At 33.6% G+C, this 16,451-nt stretch carries 17 protein-coding genes; 8 read left to right on the top strand and 9 right to left on the bottom strand.

Translation table 11 applies throughout. The annotated features are described in order from the left end of the window. The first annotated feature begins 113 nt into the window (after window positions 1-113). The 3 genes from G9Q29_RS06955 to G9Q29_RS06945 all read left to right on the top strand — a co-directional run bounded on the left by G9Q29_RS06955 (window position 114) and on the right by G9Q29_RS06945 (window position 3,238). Window positions 114-1,874 carry an ABC transporter ATP-binding protein gene (locus tag G9Q29_RS06955; RefSeq protein ID WP_166134793.1) on the top strand — a complete coding sequence of 587 codons (1,761 nt, stop codon included), beginning with the start codon at window positions 114-116 and terminating at the stop codon, window positions 1,872-1,874. 71 nt (window positions 1,875-1,945) lie between these two features. Beyond that, entirely contained in the window at window positions 1,946-2,326 is a 381-nt protein-coding gene (locus tag G9Q29_RS06950) for a PUR family DNA/RNA-binding protein (RefSeq protein ID WP_166134790.1), read from the top strand. A 90-nt stretch (window positions 2,327-2,416) separates the two neighbouring features. Then, window positions 2,417-3,238: a sulfurtransferase gene (locus tag G9Q29_RS06945; RefSeq protein WP_166134787.1), complete on the top strand. Its 822-nt coding sequence runs from the start codon at window positions 2,417-2,419 to the stop codon at window positions 3,236-3,238. Between the two features lie 6 nt (window positions 3,239-3,244). Here the strand turns inward: G9Q29_RS06945 and G9Q29_RS06940 are convergent, their stop codons facing one another. Continuing rightward, window positions 3,245-3,583 (bottom strand): tRNA-binding protein, encoded by a 339-nt coding sequence (locus tag G9Q29_RS06940; protein WP_166134784.1) that lies wholly within the window; start codon window positions 3,581-3,583, stop codon window positions 3,245-3,247. Between the two features lie 141 nt (window positions 3,584-3,724). Here G9Q29_RS06940 and G9Q29_RS06935 point away from each other — a divergent pair, with 141 nt between their 5' ends. Continuing rightward, window positions 3,725-4,603, top strand: coding sequence for an alpha/beta fold hydrolase (locus G9Q29_RS06935; protein WP_166134780.1), 879 nt, complete (start codon window positions 3,725-3,727; stop codon window positions 4,601-4,603). A gap of 110 nt (window positions 4,604-4,713) precedes the next feature. Here the strand turns inward: G9Q29_RS06935 and G9Q29_RS06930 are convergent, their stop codons facing one another. The 8 genes from G9Q29_RS06930 to G9Q29_RS06895 form a co-directional block, all read right to left on the bottom strand. Then, window positions 4,714-5,646: a peptidylprolyl isomerase gene (locus tag G9Q29_RS06930; protein WP_166134777.1), complete on the bottom strand. Its 933-nt coding sequence runs from the start codon at window positions 5,644-5,646 to the stop codon at window positions 4,714-4,716. Window positions 5,647-5,797: 151 nt separating this feature from the next. Continuing rightward, entirely contained in the window at window positions 5,798-6,160 is a 363-nt protein-coding gene (locus G9Q29_RS06925) for an iron chaperone (protein ID WP_166134774.1), read from the bottom strand. Between the two features lie 237 nt (window positions 6,161-6,397). Next, window positions 6,398-6,889, bottom strand: a complete 492-nt coding sequence (locus G9Q29_RS06920) for a hypothetical protein (RefSeq protein ID WP_166134771.1) — start codon at window positions 6,887-6,889, stop codon at window positions 6,398-6,400. 138 nt (window positions 6,890-7,027) lie between these two features. Next, complete coding sequence (locus G9Q29_RS06915) at window positions 7,028-7,894, bottom strand: S41 family peptidase (RefSeq protein WP_166134768.1); 867 nt, start codon at window positions 7,892-7,894, stop codon at window positions 7,028-7,030. A gap of 133 nt (window positions 7,895-8,027) precedes the next feature. After that, a complete protein-coding gene (locus G9Q29_RS06910) occupies window positions 8,028-8,642 on the bottom strand; it encodes a hypothetical protein (protein ID WP_166134765.1) in 615 nt (204 codons plus the stop codon). 96 nt (window positions 8,643-8,738) lie between these two features. Continuing rightward, window positions 8,739-9,359 carry an FEKKY domain-containing protein gene (locus G9Q29_RS06905; RefSeq protein ID WP_166134762.1) on the bottom strand — a complete coding sequence of 207 codons (621 nt, stop codon included), beginning with the start codon at window positions 9,357-9,359 and terminating at the stop codon, window positions 8,739-8,741. 439 nt (window positions 9,360-9,798) lie between these two features. Next, window positions 9,799-10,167, bottom strand: coding sequence for an AbiV family abortive infection protein (locus G9Q29_RS06900; RefSeq protein WP_166134759.1), 369 nt, complete (start codon window positions 10,165-10,167; stop codon window positions 9,799-9,801). Between the two features lie 745 nt (window positions 10,168-10,912). Beyond that, complete coding sequence (locus G9Q29_RS06895) at window positions 10,913-11,473, bottom strand: tetratricopeptide repeat protein (RefSeq protein WP_166134756.1); 561 nt, start codon at window positions 11,471-11,473, stop codon at window positions 10,913-10,915. Window positions 11,474-11,862: 389 nt separating this feature from the next. Here G9Q29_RS06895 and trmD point away from each other — a divergent pair, with 389 nt between their 5' ends. From trmD to G9Q29_RS06875, 4 genes are all read left to right on the top strand, one after another. Then, window positions 11,863-12,540 carry a tRNA (guanosine(37)-N1)-methyltransferase TrmD gene (gene trmD, locus G9Q29_RS06890; protein WP_166134753.1) on the top strand — a complete coding sequence of 226 codons (678 nt, stop codon included), beginning with the start codon at window positions 11,863-11,865 and terminating at the stop codon, window positions 12,538-12,540. 238 nt (window positions 12,541-12,778) lie between these two features. After that, window positions 12,779-13,147, top strand: a complete 369-nt coding sequence (locus G9Q29_RS06885) for a four helix bundle protein (RefSeq protein ID WP_166134750.1) — start codon at window positions 12,779-12,781, stop codon at window positions 13,145-13,147. 331 nt (window positions 13,148-13,478) lie between these two features. Further along, on the top strand, window positions 13,479-13,829 hold the full coding sequence (rplS, locus tag G9Q29_RS06880; protein ID WP_166134748.1) for a 50S ribosomal protein L19: 351 nt from the start codon (window positions 13,479-13,481) through the stop codon (window positions 13,827-13,829). Window positions 13,830-14,095: 266 nt separating this feature from the next. Next, window positions 14,096-16,318 (top strand): NADP-dependent isocitrate dehydrogenase, encoded by a 2,223-nt coding sequence (locus G9Q29_RS06875; protein ID WP_166134745.1) that lies wholly within the window; start codon window positions 14,096-14,098, stop codon window positions 16,316-16,318. Window positions 16,319-16,451 lie beyond the last annotated feature (133 nt).

The following is a 16,451-nucleotide window of genomic DNA, read 5'->3' as shown; positions in this document are numbered from 1 at the left end:
TAAAAAACAGCAAATCAGCAATATTATAGATTTAAAAAATAAGCAACACTATCAACTAAATAAGCATTTTATCACAAGATAAAATCCATTTCAACACAGAATTTTAAACAAAAATGAAAGAATTACGTTATTTAAATAAATATTTCGTCAAATACAAATACAGCTTTTTATTGGGAATTCTCTTTACGATCATTGCCCAAATTTTCATGTTGTACACCCCAAAACTTATCAGTCAATCTTTTAAAGCGATTGAGGCTTTCGCCAAAGATACAACGGTAGCCAAAGACGTAATTTATGATGAGTTAGTTTCTAATATCCTGATGATCATCGCAACTACAATTGTAGCTGGGTTTTTAACTTTTTTGATGCGCCAAACGCTTATTGTGATGTCTAGGCATATCGAATTTGATTTAAAAAATGAGGTTTTTCGACAGTATGAAAATTTATCTCAAAATTTTTATAAACAAAACCGAACTGGCGATTTAATGAACCGCATAAGCGAGGACGTTTCTAAAGTACGTATGTACGTGGGCCCAGCGGTGATGTACACCATCAATACCGTTTTTAGATTTGCCATTGTGATTGTGTACATGTACAACGTTTCGCCAACTTTAACATTGTACACCTTGTTACCGTTGCCGATTTTGTCCTATGCCATTTTTAAATTGAGTTCTGAAATCAACGTTCGAAGTACCATTTTTCAGCAGTATCTTTCTAAAGTATCTAGTTTTTCACAAGAAATTTTTTCTGGTATCCGTGTCATAAAAGCCTATTCACTCGAGGAACAACATCAGGCCAATATGGTCGATTTAGCTACCGAAAGTAAAAACAAAAGCTTGAGCTTGGCCAAAGTACAATCGTTATTCGGTCCGTTAATGTTAGCCTTAATTGGAATCAGTAACTTGGTGGTGATTTATTTCGGCGGGATGATGTATATCGATGGAACAATAAAAAGCATTGGTATAATTGCGGAATTTATCTTGTACGTAAACATGCTGACTTGGCCTGTAGCTTCATTAGGTTGGGTATCGTCAATGGTGCAAGAAGCAGAAGCTTCGCAAAAGCGACTCAATGAATTTTTAAAAATTGAACCTGAAATTCAAAACAATACGACTCAAAAATCAATTATCGAAGGTGCCATTGTTTTTGACAATGTGAGCTACACCTACGAAGACACGAATATCACAGCATTGCATAATATCTCTTTTACGGTTAAAAAAGGAGAAACCTTGGCGATTTTAGGAAAAACAGGATCCGGAAAGTCGACCATTTTATCCCTTATTTCACGAATGTACGATGTAACGAGCGGTAAAATTTCTATTGATGGCAATGAAATTAGCACCGTTAACTTATTCGACTTACGAAACAGTATTGGTATTGTTCCTCAGGATGCGTTCCTGTTTTCGGATAGTATCAAAAACAACATTAAGTTTGGAAAAGAGAACGCCACTGATGACGAAGTACAAAATGCAGCCAAAAGCGCCGTGGTGCATGACAATATTATGGGCTTTAACAAACAATACGATACCGTTTTGGGCGAGCGTGGAATTACACTTTCAGGTGGACAAAAACAGCGCGTATCGATTGCGAGAGCCATCATTAAAAACCCACCTATTTTACTGTTTGATGACTGCTTATCTGCGGTAGATACAGAAACGGAAGAGACTATTTTGAACAACTTATTTCAAATTTGCAAAGACAAAACAACAATCATTGTGAGCCACCGTATTTCATCTGCCAAAAATGCCGATAGAATTCTGATTGTAGACAACGGACAAATCATTCAACAAGGTTCTCATAATCAATTGATAAATGAAGAAGGCTATTATGCCGACTTATATTTGAAACAACTTTCAGAAAAAGAAATGCTGTAAATGTTGGATAATCCATATTTTTTATAGATTTTTGAAAGCTAGTTAACAACCATAAATTGACTGAAAGGATTATGAGAGAACATGACATGTTAGAAAAAGAGGAGATTTTTTCTAAAGTTTTAAGAGCTGGAAGAAGAACTTATTTCTTTGATGTGAGAGCAACTAAAGCAGACGATTACTACATTACCATCACTGAAAGTAAAAAATTTACTGAAGAAGACGGTTCTTTTCATTTTAAAAAACACAAAATTTACTTGTACAAAGAAGATTTTGCTGCCTTTGCAGAGATTTTAGAAGAAATGACCTCTTACGTTTTAAACCATAAAGGCGAAGAAGTAATTTCAGAAAGACATCAAAAAGATTTCAAAAAAGAATATGCAACAGAACGTTTTGAAGACGATGCATTACCACAAACATCAAACTTTACCGATTTAGATTTTGATGATATTTAATTTTCAGTTACTTACTTACCCAAAAAAAGTCCAAGAAATTCAATTTTTTTGGACTTTTTTTATTCTCACACTAATCTATTTTAAAGACTCATGACAACACCTTTAGTAAGTGCACAGTGGCTTTTGGAGCACTTGCACGATCCTGACCTTATTTTACTTGATGCTACGGCCAATGAGAATCAGGCACAGCTACAGCTTGATCATACCGAAATAGAAATTGAAGGCAGTCGTTTTTTTGATCTCAAAAATAACTTCAGCAAAAAGGACAGCTCTCTTCCCAATATGCTGCTTCATCCTGATGATTTTGAAAAAGAAGCGCGTGCACTTGGAATTAATAATTCGAGTAAGATTGTAATTTATGATCGTTTAGGAATCTATTTTAGTCCCAGAGTTTGGTGGATGTTCTCGATCATGGGAGCACAACAAGTAGCGGTATTAAACGGCGGTTTACCCGAGTGGATTAAAAATGGTTTACCTACAAAGGCAAAAAACAAAAATCCGAGGTTTGCCACCGGCGATTTTACTGCACAATTCTGCGAGAATGCCGTTCGTAGTAAAGAGGAAATACTTGCCAATCTGAACATGAAAACTGAAATTATCATCGACGCCCGCAAAGCAAATCGATTTGAAGGAAAAGTACAAGAAACTCGCAAAGGACTTCGGTCGGGCCACATTCCCGAGTCAATAAATATTCCTTACACAAACGTACTGAAGGATGGGAAGTTCAAAACAATTCCAGAATTGAAGCAAGTGCTACTTCAACTTAATAAACCTGCCATTTTTAGTTGTGGATCCGGAATCACGGCTTGCATTACCTTGCTCGCTTTTGAACTTATTCAACAAAAAAATAATGCGGTTTATGATGGTTCTTGGACAGAATGGGGTTCAAACAATGATTTACTAATAGCATAAAAACACTTAACCAATTCGCAATCCATTTTCAACCTTAAAATCTGGCGCAAGCAAAACAATATCGCCCTCAGCTCCTACTGATCCTAAAACTAAACATTCGCTGAAAAATTTCCCAATTTGTTTTCTAGGAAAATTGACTACCGCAACAATTTGTCGGTGTAGTAAATCTTCTTTTTGATATCGATGGGTAATTTGCGCCGATGATTTTTTAATACCAATTTCGCTACCAAAATCAATTATCAATTGATAAGCCGGTTTTCGTGCTTCTGGAAAATCGTTTACTGCGGTAATTGTGCCTACACGCATTTCTACTCTTTCAAATTCGCTCCAATTTAATTCCTCCATAGTTACAATCTGTTAAAATACTGAATAACAAACCTATAAAATTTACAACTAATTAAACTAATTCTGTAATACTTTTTTTTCAGAACAAAGCTAACTTTACAAATGACGAAAACTAAATTCATCTTTTAAATTGTAATTATTATGGAAATGAGTCAAATGAATGATAGCACAAAACGAAAAGAAAACAATTCTGGTATCGATATGTATATTGAGACAGCCCCAAATGTACAGTTGTATGTGAAAGATTATGGGCAAGGAAAACCTGTAATTTTAATTCATGGCTGGCCTTTATCAAATGAAATGTGGGAATACCAAATTGATGCTTTGATAGAAAATAACTTTAGAGTGATTACCTATGACCGCAGAGGTTTTGGAAAATCGTCTCAACCTTGGGACGGATATGATTACGACACCTTGACTGATGATTTGAAAGCGATTATTGAACATTTGGATTTAAGTGATGCCGCGCTTGTTGGGTTTTCGATGGGTGGCGGAGAGGTCGTACGCTATTTCAGTCGTCATGGCGGAAAAGGAATTTCAAAAGCTGTTCTGATTGCATCAGTAACTCCTTTTCAGTTACAAACGGATACGAATCCAGACGGAGTCCCTCAAGAAAAATATGACGGAATGGCGGAACTAATTAAAGCTGACCGAATCGATTTTCTGGATAATTTTGGAAAAACATTTTTCGGACAAAGTTTTTTGAATAAACCAATTAGCACTCCATTATTAGATTATTACAGAATGCTGTGCTCTTTTGCTTCGCCTCGTGCCACTTTACAATGTGCCGTATCCTTTTCAACAACCGATTTTCGATCAGAAATGGCAGCAGTAAATGTTCCTACCTTAATTATTCACGGGAACGAGGATAAAACGGTTCCTATTGCAATCACATCCGAAATAGCTGCAAAATTAATTCCTGATAACCAATTTATCATTTATGAAGGAGCGCCACACGGATTGTTTTATACCGAAAAAGATAAATTAAACAACGATTTAATCGCATTTTTAAATCCATAACTCTGAATCTAAACGGATTACTAACTAATCATAAAGTTAATAGGAGCCATAAAAAAACCCAAAACTAAGTTTTGGGTTTTTCATTTTATAATAAAGTTAAATAGTTCGAACTATTTTACATCCATTAATTCTACATCAAAAATTAGGGTAGCATTTGGTGGAATCACTCCTCCAGCTCCTCTTGGTCCGTAACCCAAATCAGATGGAATTACAAAACGAGCCTTATCTCCTACTCGCAATAATGCAATACCTTCGTCCCATCCTTCGATTACTTGACCTTGACCCAATTTAAATTCGATTGGTTTTTTTCTTGGGTATGATGAATCAAAAACTTTACCATTGTCTAATGAACCTTGGTAATGAACAGAAACTGTTTTTCCGTTTTCAGCTTGTTTTCCGTCTCCTTTTTGGATGAATTGGTAACGCAAACCACTTGCTGTTTTTTCAAAACCAGCAGCTAACTTTTCCATTGCCGCCTCTGCTTCTGCTTTCAATGCTGCGTCTCTTTTGTTGCGCTCTCCTTTAAAAGTAATAAAAGCCTCAATTGGATTCCAATTTTTAGCTTCGTCACCTTCGCGAATAATTTCAATTGACTCTAATGTATCGCCTTGAGCAACAGCATCAACCACCTCTTGTCCTTCAACAACATGACCAAATACAGTGTGTTTGTTATCCAACCAATCTGTATTCACGTGTGTGATGTAAAACTGAGAACCATTTGTTCCAGGTCCTGAATTGGCCATAGCCAAAACTCCCGGACGGTTGTGCTTTAAACTTGGGTGAAATTCATCATCAAATTTATAACCCGGATCTCCTGTACCTGTTCCTAACGGACAACCACCTTGAATCATGAAATCAGGAATAACGCGGTGAAATTTTAAACCATCGTAAAATTTAACTCCTTGTGGTTTAATTTTATTTTCTAAATTTCCTTCTGCTAATCCTACGAAGTTACCTACCGTTCCTGGTGTTAAATCGTGTGTGAGTTTTACTAAAATAGCACCTTTTGTGGTGTTGAATTTAGCATATATTCCGTTTTCCATTTTTTATGATTTTTATTGAAGTGCAAATTTACGAAAATAAATTTAAAAAGGGAATTGGCGATTATTTGATTAAAAAGCCACAAAGAAAGCCACGATTACCGCCATTTTAGTTTGGATTTGATTTGCAGTATAATTACCAGCAGCGCGATTCTTATTTGTATTTTTGTTCGTTTTCGTCAACCCTAAAAAGGACTATTTTTTCAATCAAATCATAAGGAATTGGTTGATTTAACGGAAACTGTACAGATCCTTTTCCTTGCTTGTATTTTGACAAAGCTTCTCTAAATGCTGCGTGACCAGTTGGTGTGGCATAAAAGCCTATATGATTTTTGAATCCCGCAAAATATACTAGTGGTTTGCCGAATGTTTTGTAAGCAGGCATTCCGTACGAAATACTTTGAACAGCTGTTGGCGCATTTTTAATAATTATCAGCCGAATATTCTCCAGAAGCAATTGAATAGCTGGAGGAAATGATTTTATGTACTCTTCTACAGATTGAAAATCAGTTTTCATGTTTTCTTTTCGTGATGATATTCGCATTTGATGTTGCTAATGCCAAATTAAGATTTATTTTGTGGCACTATAGCGGGTTTAAGACTAAATTAGGTTCTATTTTCGGATCTACCACTCGCTTGATTGTGAATATTCGAAGCAAATTATCCCAAATACAAGACTATTTCTCCATTAATCCAATTACCCAAATCCGTTGAAGTGGCAGTTATAAGTTCGCTTTTTTCCTTCCATTTCTTTCTACTTATAATTTTCATCTTGCATTTTTCTAAACTCTTCTTTTGAAAATTTAAATTTCGAATTTGAATATGGACTTAATTGATTTAGCATAAAAATTTTAACTGGCTCGCTCAAGAGAACGTCGTAATAATGTCCTTTAACCAAATCGTAGTCGTTTAAGTGTCTATTAAATATTTTTCTAATATTTACATAGTCTCTTTCGACTAAAGTTTTAAAAGCAATACAACGTAACAAAGGAACTTCACATTCTGTAATTTGCACTAATTCAATATCAGTTAAATTGTTGCGGAAAAGTTCATATTCTTTGTTTTGTTTTCCACTTCTATTAATTTCAATATTGGTAAGTCTAAAATCCCAAATTATATTCTTTACTCGTTCATCTTTTATTATTTCTTTTAAAAGTATGGTTGGTTGAAAATGTTTTTCTTTTTCATCTTTTGTTGCGCAGTTAAAAAACAATAAAATCATTAAAATCAATAAAATTCTTTTCATCAGAAGCTGTTTTTAAATCCAAAAGTATCTCTCTAAATGCTTCGGTAAAGTGATGCCTAATTTGTAGCTATTGCTTATTTTTTTAATAAAACACTGACTTAAAATCAAATATAAACCCACCCCATTCTTAAATTGCTATCAATTCAATTTTAATTCATCTAACTTTTTTTCGACAATTTTTAGCCACTCTGATTCTTTCTCATTGTTAAGAAGAAATTCTGGTTGTACACCTACAAACTCATATTGTAATCTTTCCGTATACTTTTTTGTAGTACTGACAAATGTAAATCCACAATTTGGAGTTTTATATTCTTTAATAAAACCATAGGCAAAACCTCCATTTGTATTTGTTCCAAATGTTTTTATGTTCTTATTCTCAGTTAAAATTAATGCAACTTCCTCACAAGCGCTTGCACATTTGTTATTGTAAACTACTGCGATTTTAATCTTCTTAGCGTTTGACTTCAGAATTTTTAAAAGTTGATTATACATTCTTTCTCCACCGCCGCCATTATTTCTAATGTCAACAATTATCTTCTGTTTTGTTTTAACAATTGGAGCTATACTATCATAAAAGTTATCCAATTCTTTCCATAGTGTGTAGTTAAAACTGGGTATTTTTACATAGGCTGTTTCGTTTTCTAATTCTTTATATTGTGGTAAATTTTTTGCGGCAAAATTCTTTTGATATTCTGCTTCATTTATTACGATGGGATCATAAATTTGCAAGTGTTTGTCTTTGATGAAACTTATGTATTTCTTGATAATTTTTTGACACAATTCTTTTGATAAATTAGCTTTATTTGTTTCCGTAGTTAAACTATCCTTTAAACTTTTATATTGTTGGATATTTTTGTCTGTCACATTTATTGAAAAACCGGGATGTTCCTTTTCGATTTTCTCAATAACAAAATTTAAATCTGCATTACAATTACACATTTCCTGTCCAACCATTTTAACATTTAAAATTATTATCAATGCAATCAGTAAAAGCTTTTTAGTCATATCTAGTTTATTTTTTGTCTGCAAATAAAACTCAAGAACTAAGGTAAGATTTTTTTGTAGATTTGATAATTTATTAGAAAAACAAAACTAAATTTACTTAAAGCCAAATTACGAAAGCTATTTTGGGTAGTTTTTATTTCTCGAGTTCAGCGATTAAATTGTCAATTTCAGAATTAATTTCAGTGATTGAAACTTTGCTTCCGTTTCCATAAAAGTATAAATCGTGAGATATTTTTACCAATTTCCCCACTTGCGTACGTTTATCTGGAGACCAAGTTTTTCCAATTTTCACAGCTCCTCTATCGTCAGTTGTCAAAAAATAAAAGGATTCGCCGTCCGTGTAATAGGGCTCTAATTCATAACTTTTAGTCTGTTTGGCTAATAGTTGGAATAAATACCCGATTTTATGATAAAACTTTTTATTAATTCTCCTTTTTTTTGTTTCGAATTTGACATCTTCCTTACTTTTTGCTCTCCAATAACTCTCAGACAATGTAATAGAAATTAAAAAGTAATTTTGATTTTCCTTTTCAATTGAAAATGCATATTCTTTTGAAAATGATGGGATAGCGATAAATCTTGCGTACGGATTTGAGGACATTCCATCAAAACACAAAGAAATTATGTTACGATAATAATTTTCTAAATCTCCTCCAACAAAAAAAGTTTCGGGTTCCAGATGTTGCTTTTGTCCAAAGCTAATTAAAGTATTGAAAAAAAGCAGAGCTAAAATTACTATTCTTTTCATCTTGGTTCTTAAATATTGCAAACAGCGTTTTGTCTGGCGATGCCTTTTATCCATACTCCAAAGCCAATACTTTTTACAAACTTCTAAAAAACATATTTATTTTACTCCGAAAGGTTTTGAGTTCAATTCACTTAACCATTCCGTTCCATATTTTTGGTTCAAATAATCGAAAATCATTTGGTTATTTTCTGTTGCTTTTTTGAAAGACAAAGGATCAAGAACACAATTCTTTTTGATTACTCCAATACCATATTTTTCTTTGAATTTTAAATAGTCTTCGGGTATTGTGTTATCAATTCCGTGCATTATAAAATTTAAAGTCCCTTTTGCTAAGCGGTTTTCTATTTGCTCAGCGGTTAATTTACTATCCGAGTTAGTAGCAAAAGAGCGTGTTTCAAGATTTTTTAATTCGTTTTTTTCTTTAAGCCGAATTGTAATTGTGTTTTTATTTTTATTTATCCTCGCCGGATAAAAAGTGTACGCTATAAAGTCGTTTGAGACAAAACTGAATTGGTATTTTCCTTCTTCCGGCAAGGTGATTTTGAAACTTTCAGCTTTAGTAATTTTAGTTGTTTTGTTTAAAGTAATAATCGTAAACTCTCCCAATATTAACTCCTTACTTGTTAAGTTTTCAAAAACAACAGTTGCTTCAATTTCAGCTGCGAAAGCCATTGGAGTGCACAAGGCAAATAACAAAGACAAAATCAGATTTCTCATAAGTTCTAGTTTTTAAAGATTATTGTTGATTTTTATACTGTGTCATTTAGTTTTTAAATGTTTGGCAACGCTTCTTTGTTTTGGTTTGAGATTTAATTAAACTTTGCTTTTGCATTTGTTTCTCGAGTGATTGCGAAACGTCGAAGCAAATGTTCCTAAATCAAAACCAGCTTTAATTTAAACTTAAAACCTAAATTGGACTAAAGGCTAATTGGAAGTGCCGATATTATTTCTTTTCTTTTTCCATTTTTATAATTTCAGTAATTATTGTGTCAGTCTTTGAAATTTTTAAAGTTTTATATATTTCAGCATCATTTTCCATTAACTTAATAGAAATTGATGGAAACAACTTTACATAATTTAATGCTACATTCAATTTTTCTTCAGCATTTTTTTTGTCATATACTTCGCTCGGCAAAACAAATTCATTTTCATTAGACTAGCTTACATAAAGTGAATCATTCTTTGACGTATTTAAGATGTCAATTTGTTTGTCCAAATCAACTAAATCATAATCCTTTTTATCGGTTAATATTTTTAACAATTCAAAATTCTTGATTTTTTCTTTATGACTTGAATATCTTTTTCTAACATTTTTAATATCAATTTCTTCTTCCCAAATATTAAAGGCTATTAATTTCAATAGCATTGCGCATTTAGAACTTTCTTCAATTGCTATATGACTTAATAAATAAGTTCTAGCATACTTTTCATTGTTAAATAAAATTTCAGCTTCATCTATAAGTTCTTGAGAATTTCTTAAGTTTTTAATTATCCCAATTTTCAAAGTATTTAAGTCCAACTTCATCCAAAAATTTATTTTAAAAGGTGCGTGAAATAAACAGTTAAACTCTCAATCGATTAGCGAGGTTATTAACTACGGAAACGATTATTTACTATTAAGGAAATAATTTCTAGCGAAACATCATCAAAGATTTACCATGAAATTTGCAATCTTACCAAATGCCATTTAGAGATGGCTTTTATTTATTGCAATGTTTTCTTGAACACTTTCTTGCAAGTTTTTGTCAAAAATCTTAAAATTCAGAGATTTCGAATTTTCTTTTTCAACAATTTGAAAACAATGAAATTTATTCCACAATAAAGCATTTTTTACGTAATTAACGCTAGTTATATTTTGTCTATTTATTATAACTTTCCTTTTTTTTAGAAATAAATCAAAATATTCTAATTCAATTATTTCCTCATTCATTTTTAAGTTTGACAGATATTTTTTTTTCTCCGAAAGTAATTCATAAAGCCAAATAAAAGCAGTAATTACAAGAAGTTGTACAAAATTATTTTTTCCGTACACTAAATACTTGAAGACCGATGAAACAGCAAAAATTATTAAATATAAGTAGTAATTTTCAAATAATATTCTGTTCTTCATTTTGCAGTTTCATTTAACTTTTTGACAACGTTCTAATTCGATAACAAGTTTGGTAATGTAAAAAAGGTCATTCTTTAGATTTGCAAAATCTTCCCAATACAAACCAATATCAAATTAAGTATAATGTTCAAATTACTTTTAGCATGTATTAGAAGATGTATTATTTACACACACCATCTCTCAAATGAGTTTTTGCTTCTTCATCACCTAATTTTGCGGCTGTTTTTAAATCTTCGCAAGCTCCCTCGAAATCATCTAATTTAGTGTATTTTAAAAGTGCTCTATTTGAATAAGCATACCCAAAATCTTTATTCAGATAAATGGCTTTGTCAAAATCTTCTTTGGCATTTTTCAAACTGTCAATCTCATAATAAGCTCTTCCTCTGTATGCGTAAGGCTTTTCATTTTCGGGCGATAACTTAATCGCTACTGTATAATTAGCGATAGCCTTATCATATTTTTTTAAATCAAGATAAGCACTACCACGAGATATATAAGCTGTGGGATACTTACCATCTAATTTAATTACGTTATCATAACTTTTAATTGATGCTTCTAAATTTCCATTTCGTTGTTCAATATAACCTTTCCAATAATAAAACTTTTTTGAAGGAAAATTTGAACCATATACCATCATTGAAATTCCTATGAGAAAAAGACATGGGATTGTACATCCAACAAAACTTAGAAATATGACTTTTACAATTCTATTTTTCTTCATTAGACAAAGTTTTTAAGATATTTCTACTAATTTTTGAATAGAGAAGAAGTTAGTATTTCAAACCAAAACAACTTACACCGTCCAAAGAAATAAAATCATCATATCCAACTCCCCAAATATATAAATAATTAGTTACAAATCAAGAAACTATGTTTACATCAAAAGAATAGTTTTCATACTTGTATAAATGGAAACTATCTTGAAATACGCACGCTCTAGCCCAGATAGCAGTGGAAATCCTTATGCGCCGGCTTTCGGCGTATAAGATTGTAACGTATAGCTGGATCAAGCTCCTAAAGAAAAGTTTAATGGTTGAATTGGGTATTTGACTATTAGAAAACCTTAGCAACTTTGTATCTTTGTCGCTTAGAACCTTTTTAAGAAAAATTATGCGCATTGATATTGTTACCGTTTTGCCTGAGTTGTTACGAAGCCCGTTTGAAGCTTCGATTATGAAACGTGCTATTGATAAAGGTTTGGTGGAAGTTCATTTTCATAACCTGCGCGATTACACAACTAACAAACAAAAAAGCGTTGACGATTATCCGTACGGTGGCGGCGCTGGAATGGTGATGACGGTGCAACCTATTGATGCTTGCATTTCACACTTAAAAAGCGAACGTACCTATGACGAAGTGATTTACATGTCGCCCGACGGTGAAACGCTCAACCAAAAAATGGCAAATACGATGTCATTGTATGAAAACATTATTATTTTGTGTGGCCACTACAAAGGTGTAGACCAACGCGTGCGCGATCATTTTATTACCAAAGAAATTTCTATTGGTGATTATGTTTTATCGGGTGGTGAATTGGGAGCTTTAGTATTATCTGATGCTTTAATTAGATTGATTCCTGGTGTTTTGAGTGATGAAACTTCGGCTTTGACTGATAGTTTTCAGGATGGATTACTTTCGGGACCTATTTACACACGACCTGCAGACTACAAAGGATGGAAAGTTCCTGAGGTTTTAACAAGTGGTAACTTTGCTAAAATTGACCAATGGCGCGAGGATATGGCCTATGAACATACTAAAAATAGAAGACCGGATTTGTTGGAAGATTAGGATAGTGCGCAGTCGCAGTCACAGTAGGCAGTCGCAGTTTTCGAGTTATTGGTGAAAGTAGACAGCTTGCAGTCACAGTTTTCAGTTTTCAGTTTTCAGTCGCAGTTCTTGAGTTAATGATAAAAGTGGACAGTGGGCATTCGTTCTTATATTTTTAGTAATTCTACTACACAACACAAACTATAAACTGAGACTGTAAACTGAATACTAAATGAATGTAATTTAAATAAATAAAATCATGGATTTCAAAGAATTAGTTGCGTTTCAGAAGTCGTTTACCCTAGCAATGAATATCTTTACTTTATCAAAATCATTCCCAAAAGAAGAAAAATACGCTCTTACAGATCAAGTGCGCCGTTCTTCAAGAAGTGTTTCTGCCAATATTGCTGAAGCATACCGAAAAAGGCGCTATCCGAATCATTTCATCAGCAAATTAACCGATAGCGATGCTGAGAATTCAGAGACAAGTGTCTGGCTTGAATTTGCATTAAATTGCGAGTATATAGACCTAGCAACGTTCACTGAATTAAATAACCAAACCATCGAAATTGGAAAGTTAATTAATTTCATGATCAACAATCCAGGTAAATTTGGTTGCAAAATTTAATTCTCTCACTACACAACCTTACAATATTTTGACAAAAAACTGTAACTGATTACTGTGACTAATCACTGCAAACTGAGACTAAATACTGTAAACTGTTAATGTGACTGATTACTGCAAACTGAGACTGATTACTGTGACTTAATACTGCAAACTGAGACTGACAACTGAGACTGACAACTGAGACTGTGACTAAAAACCAAGATCTTCTAAACTTTAAACAAGAAAAACTTTAAACTTTAAACATTTTTATTTACTTTTGCACCCACATTAAGTTAACCTCTGGCGAGATCCGTGAATGTTGACCTAAATTAAACCATAATAAAATAAAATCATGGCAGATTTATTGAAATTCGTTCAAGACGAGTTTGTAACAAGAAAAGATTTCCCAGTTTTTGCAGCTGGAGACACAATCACTGTTTACTACGAAATTAGAGAGGGTGAAAAAACAAGAACTCAATTCTTTAAAGGTGTGGTTATTCAAAGAAGAGGTTCAGCTAACACTGAAACTTTCACCATCCGTAAAATGTCTGGTTCAGTTGGTGTAGAGCGTATTTTCCCTGTGAACTTACCTGCATTACAAAAAATTGAAATCAACAAAAAAGGTGCAGTTCGTAGAGCTAGAATTTTCTACTTCAGAGAACTTACTGGTAAGAAAGCAAAAATTAAAGATAAAAGAAGATAATTTTATCTCTTTGAATCATAAAAGTCCCAACTCGTTTTGGGACTTTTTTTTGCTTTAATTTGACCAAATTCACTAGGAAACAAACACCAAAGGCAAGAGTAAATATCACAATCCAAAACGAACACGTTATAATCTGAAAATTCATGTTTTTCTCGAGTAATTCGGGCCTCAATTACATCTGATTTTCATATCTTTGTGCGCCTTATTTCAAGACTAAACCTTTAAATAAGCTACTTTTAACGCTATTGGATTATAAAAATAAAAAAATGACACAGAAATCAAAGATTTTTTACACGCTTACTGACGAAGCGCCATTATTGGCCACTTATTCATTTTTACCTATCGTTCAAGCCTTTACAGGTACTGCTGCTATCGAAATTGAAACAAGAGACATTTCATTAGCCGGTAGAATTATTGCCAACTTCCCTGAGTTTTTGACAGATGCTCAAAAAACCAACGATGCTTTGGCTGAACTGGGTCAATTAGCAACTACGCCAGAAGCAAACATCATAAAATTACCAAACGTATCAGCCTCTGTGCCACAATTGAAAGCTGCTATTGCTGAGCTTCAAGCACACGGATACGCTGTTCCTAGTTATCCAGAAGAACCACAAAACGATGCAGAAGCGGCTATCAAAGCTAAATTTGCTAAAATTTTAGGATCTGCAGTAAACCCAGTTTTGCGTGAAGGCAACTCTGATCGTAGAGCACCAAAAGCAGTTAAAAATTATGCAAAAGCAAACCCACACAGTATGGGTGCTTGGAGTGCAGATTCAAAAACATACGTAGCCTCAATGGAAAGTGGTGATTTTTACGGAAGTGAAAAATCAGTAACCATTGCAACTCCAACTGACGTAAAAATCGAATTGGTTGCTGAAGATGGTACCACTACAACATTAAAAGCGAGTACACCATTAAAAGCAGGTGAAATCATTGATACTGCTGTACTGAATGTAAATGCATTAAAATCATTTGTAGCGCAAACGATTGCTGATGCTAAAAAACAAAACATTCTATTATCAGTGCACTTGAAAGCGACGATGATGAAGGTATCTGACCCAATCATTTTTGGCGCTATCGTAGAGGTTTACTTTGCAGATGTTTTCGAAAAATACGCAACTTTATTCCAAGAATTAAACATTGATACTCGCAACGGTCTTGGCGATGTTTATGCTAAAATCGCTGGAAATCCATTGCAAGCTGAAGTAGAAGCCGCATTAAACGCAGCTATCGAAAATGGTCCTGCATTGGCAATGGTAAACTCTGATAAAGGAATTACCAACTTACACGTTCCATCTGACGTAATCGTAGATGCTTCGATGCCAGCTATGATTCGTACTTCTGGCCAGATGTACAATAAAGAAGGAAAACAACAAGATACTGTTGCACTTATTCCAGACCGTTCTTACGCTGGTGTGTATACTGCCACTATTGATTTTTGTAAAAAACACGGTGCTTTTGATCCAACTACCATGGGAAGTGTTCCTAACGTAGGTTTAATGGCTCAAAAGGCAGAAGAATACGGATCACACGACAAAACTTTCCAAATTACAACTAACGGAACCGTTCGTGTTGTAGATACAAATGGCGTTGTTTTGATGGAACAAGCCGTTCAAACTAATGATATTTTTAGAATGTGTCAAGCAAAAGATGCTCCTATTCAAGACTGGGTAAAACTAGCTGTAAACAGAGCGCGTTTGTCAAGTACTCCAGCCGTTTTCTGGTTGGATGACAAAAGAGCACACGACAGAGAATTGATCGTAAAAGTAAATCATTACTTGAAGGATTTTGATACCACTGGTTTAGATATTCGCATTTTGAATCCAGTTGATGCCACTCAATTTACTTTAGAAAGAATTGTACAAGGTTTAGATACTATCTCAGTTACTGGAAACGTATTGCGTGATTACCTAACTGATTTATTTCCAATTTTAGAAGTTGGAACTTCTGCCAAAATGCTTTCTATCGTTCCGTTGATGAACGGTGGTGGATTGTTTGAAACGGGTGCAGGTGGATCAGCTCCAAAACACGTTGAGCAATTTACAGAAGAAGGCTATTTGCGTTGGGATTCATTGGGTGAATTTTTAGCACTAGGAGCTTCATTAGAGCACTTAGGTCAAACTTTAAACAATACCAAAGCTATTGTCTTAGCTGAAACTTTAGATGTAGCTACTGAGAAATTTTTAGCCAACGACAAATCTCCTGCTCGTAAAGTAGGCGGAATTGACAATCGAGGATCACAATTTTACTTAGCTATGTACTGGGCTGAAGCTTTGGCAGCACAATCAAAAGATGCTGAATTACAAGCTACTTTTGCTCCAATTGCAGCAGAACTTTTAAGTAACGAAGCTACAATTAACGCTGAATTAATTGCAGCACAAGGAAAAGCGCAAGAAATTAAAGGTCATTACCACCCAATTCCGGAATTGACTAGCAAAGCGATGCGTCCGAGTGCAACATTTAATGCTATTATCGCAAAAATTGCATAATTAAATGCACAAATAAGGATACCTATAAAAGACAACTCACTGAGTTGTCTTTTTTTTTATTAGTAATACCTTAACATCCGTTATAATAAAATTAAGAATACAAAGTTTGTTCTTTGTAGCTTATAATTCGTTA

Source organism: Flavobacterium turcicum, from assembly GCF_011365745.1.
GTDB classification, from domain to species: domain Bacteria; phylum Bacteroidota; class Bacteroidia; order Flavobacteriales; family Flavobacteriaceae; genus Flavobacterium; species Flavobacterium turcicum.
Note: the sequence above shows the minus strand (reverse complement) of the source record. Positions and strands in the feature narration are given on the sequence as shown.

Coding starts and splice junctions, on each gene's coding strand:
- G9Q29_RS06955 (WP_166134793.1), top strand. CDS start 114: ATGAAAGAATTACGTTATTTAAATAAATATTTCGTCAAATACAAATAC.
- G9Q29_RS06950 (WP_166134790.1), top strand. CDS start 1,946: ATGAGAGAACATGACATGTTAGAAAAAGAGGAGATTTTTTCTAAAGTT.
- G9Q29_RS06945 (WP_166134787.1), top strand. CDS start 2,417: ATGACAACACCTTTAGTAAGTGCACAGTGGCTTTTGGAGCACTTGCAC.
- G9Q29_RS06940 (WP_166134784.1), bottom strand. CDS start 3,583: ATGGAGGAATTAAATTGGAGCGAATTTGAAAGAGTAGAAATGCGTGTA.
- G9Q29_RS06935 (WP_166134780.1), top strand. CDS start 3,725: ATGGAAATGAGTCAAATGAATGATAGCACAAAACGAAAAGAAAACAAT.
- G9Q29_RS06930 (WP_166134777.1), bottom strand. CDS start 5,646: ATGGAAAACGGAATATATGCTAAATTCAACACCACAAAAGGTGCTATT.
- G9Q29_RS06925 (WP_166134774.1), bottom strand. CDS start 6,160: ATGAAAACTGATTTTCAATCTGTAGAAGAGTACATAAAATCATTTCCT.
- G9Q29_RS06920 (WP_166134771.1), bottom strand. CDS start 6,889: ATGAAAAGAATTTTATTGATTTTAATGATTTTATTGTTTTTTAACTGC.
- G9Q29_RS06915 (WP_166134768.1), bottom strand. CDS start 7,894: ATGACTAAAAAGCTTTTACTGATTGCATTGATAATAATTTTAAATGTT.
- G9Q29_RS06910 (WP_166134765.1), bottom strand. CDS start 8,642: ATGAAAAGAATAGTAATTTTAGCTCTGCTTTTTTTCAATACTTTAATT.
- G9Q29_RS06905 (WP_166134762.1), bottom strand. CDS start 9,359: ATGAGAAATCTGATTTTGTCTTTGTTATTTGCCTTGTGCACTCCAATG.
- G9Q29_RS06900 (WP_166134759.1), bottom strand. CDS start 10,167: ATGAAGTTGGACTTAAATACTTTGAAAATTGGGATAATTAAAAACTTA.
- G9Q29_RS06895 (WP_166134756.1), bottom strand. CDS start 11,473: ATGAAGAAAAATAGAATTGTAAAAGTCATATTTCTAAGTTTTGTTGGA.
- trmD (WP_166134753.1), top strand. CDS start 11,863: ATGCGCATTGATATTGTTACCGTTTTGCCTGAGTTGTTACGAAGCCCG.
- G9Q29_RS06885 (WP_166134750.1), top strand. CDS start 12,779: ATGGATTTCAAAGAATTAGTTGCGTTTCAGAAGTCGTTTACCCTAGCA.
- rplS (WP_166134748.1), top strand. CDS start 13,479: ATGGCAGATTTATTGAAATTCGTTCAAGACGAGTTTGTAACAAGAAAA.
- G9Q29_RS06875 (WP_166134745.1), top strand. CDS start 14,096: ATGACACAGAAATCAAAGATTTTTTACACGCTTACTGACGAAGCGCCA.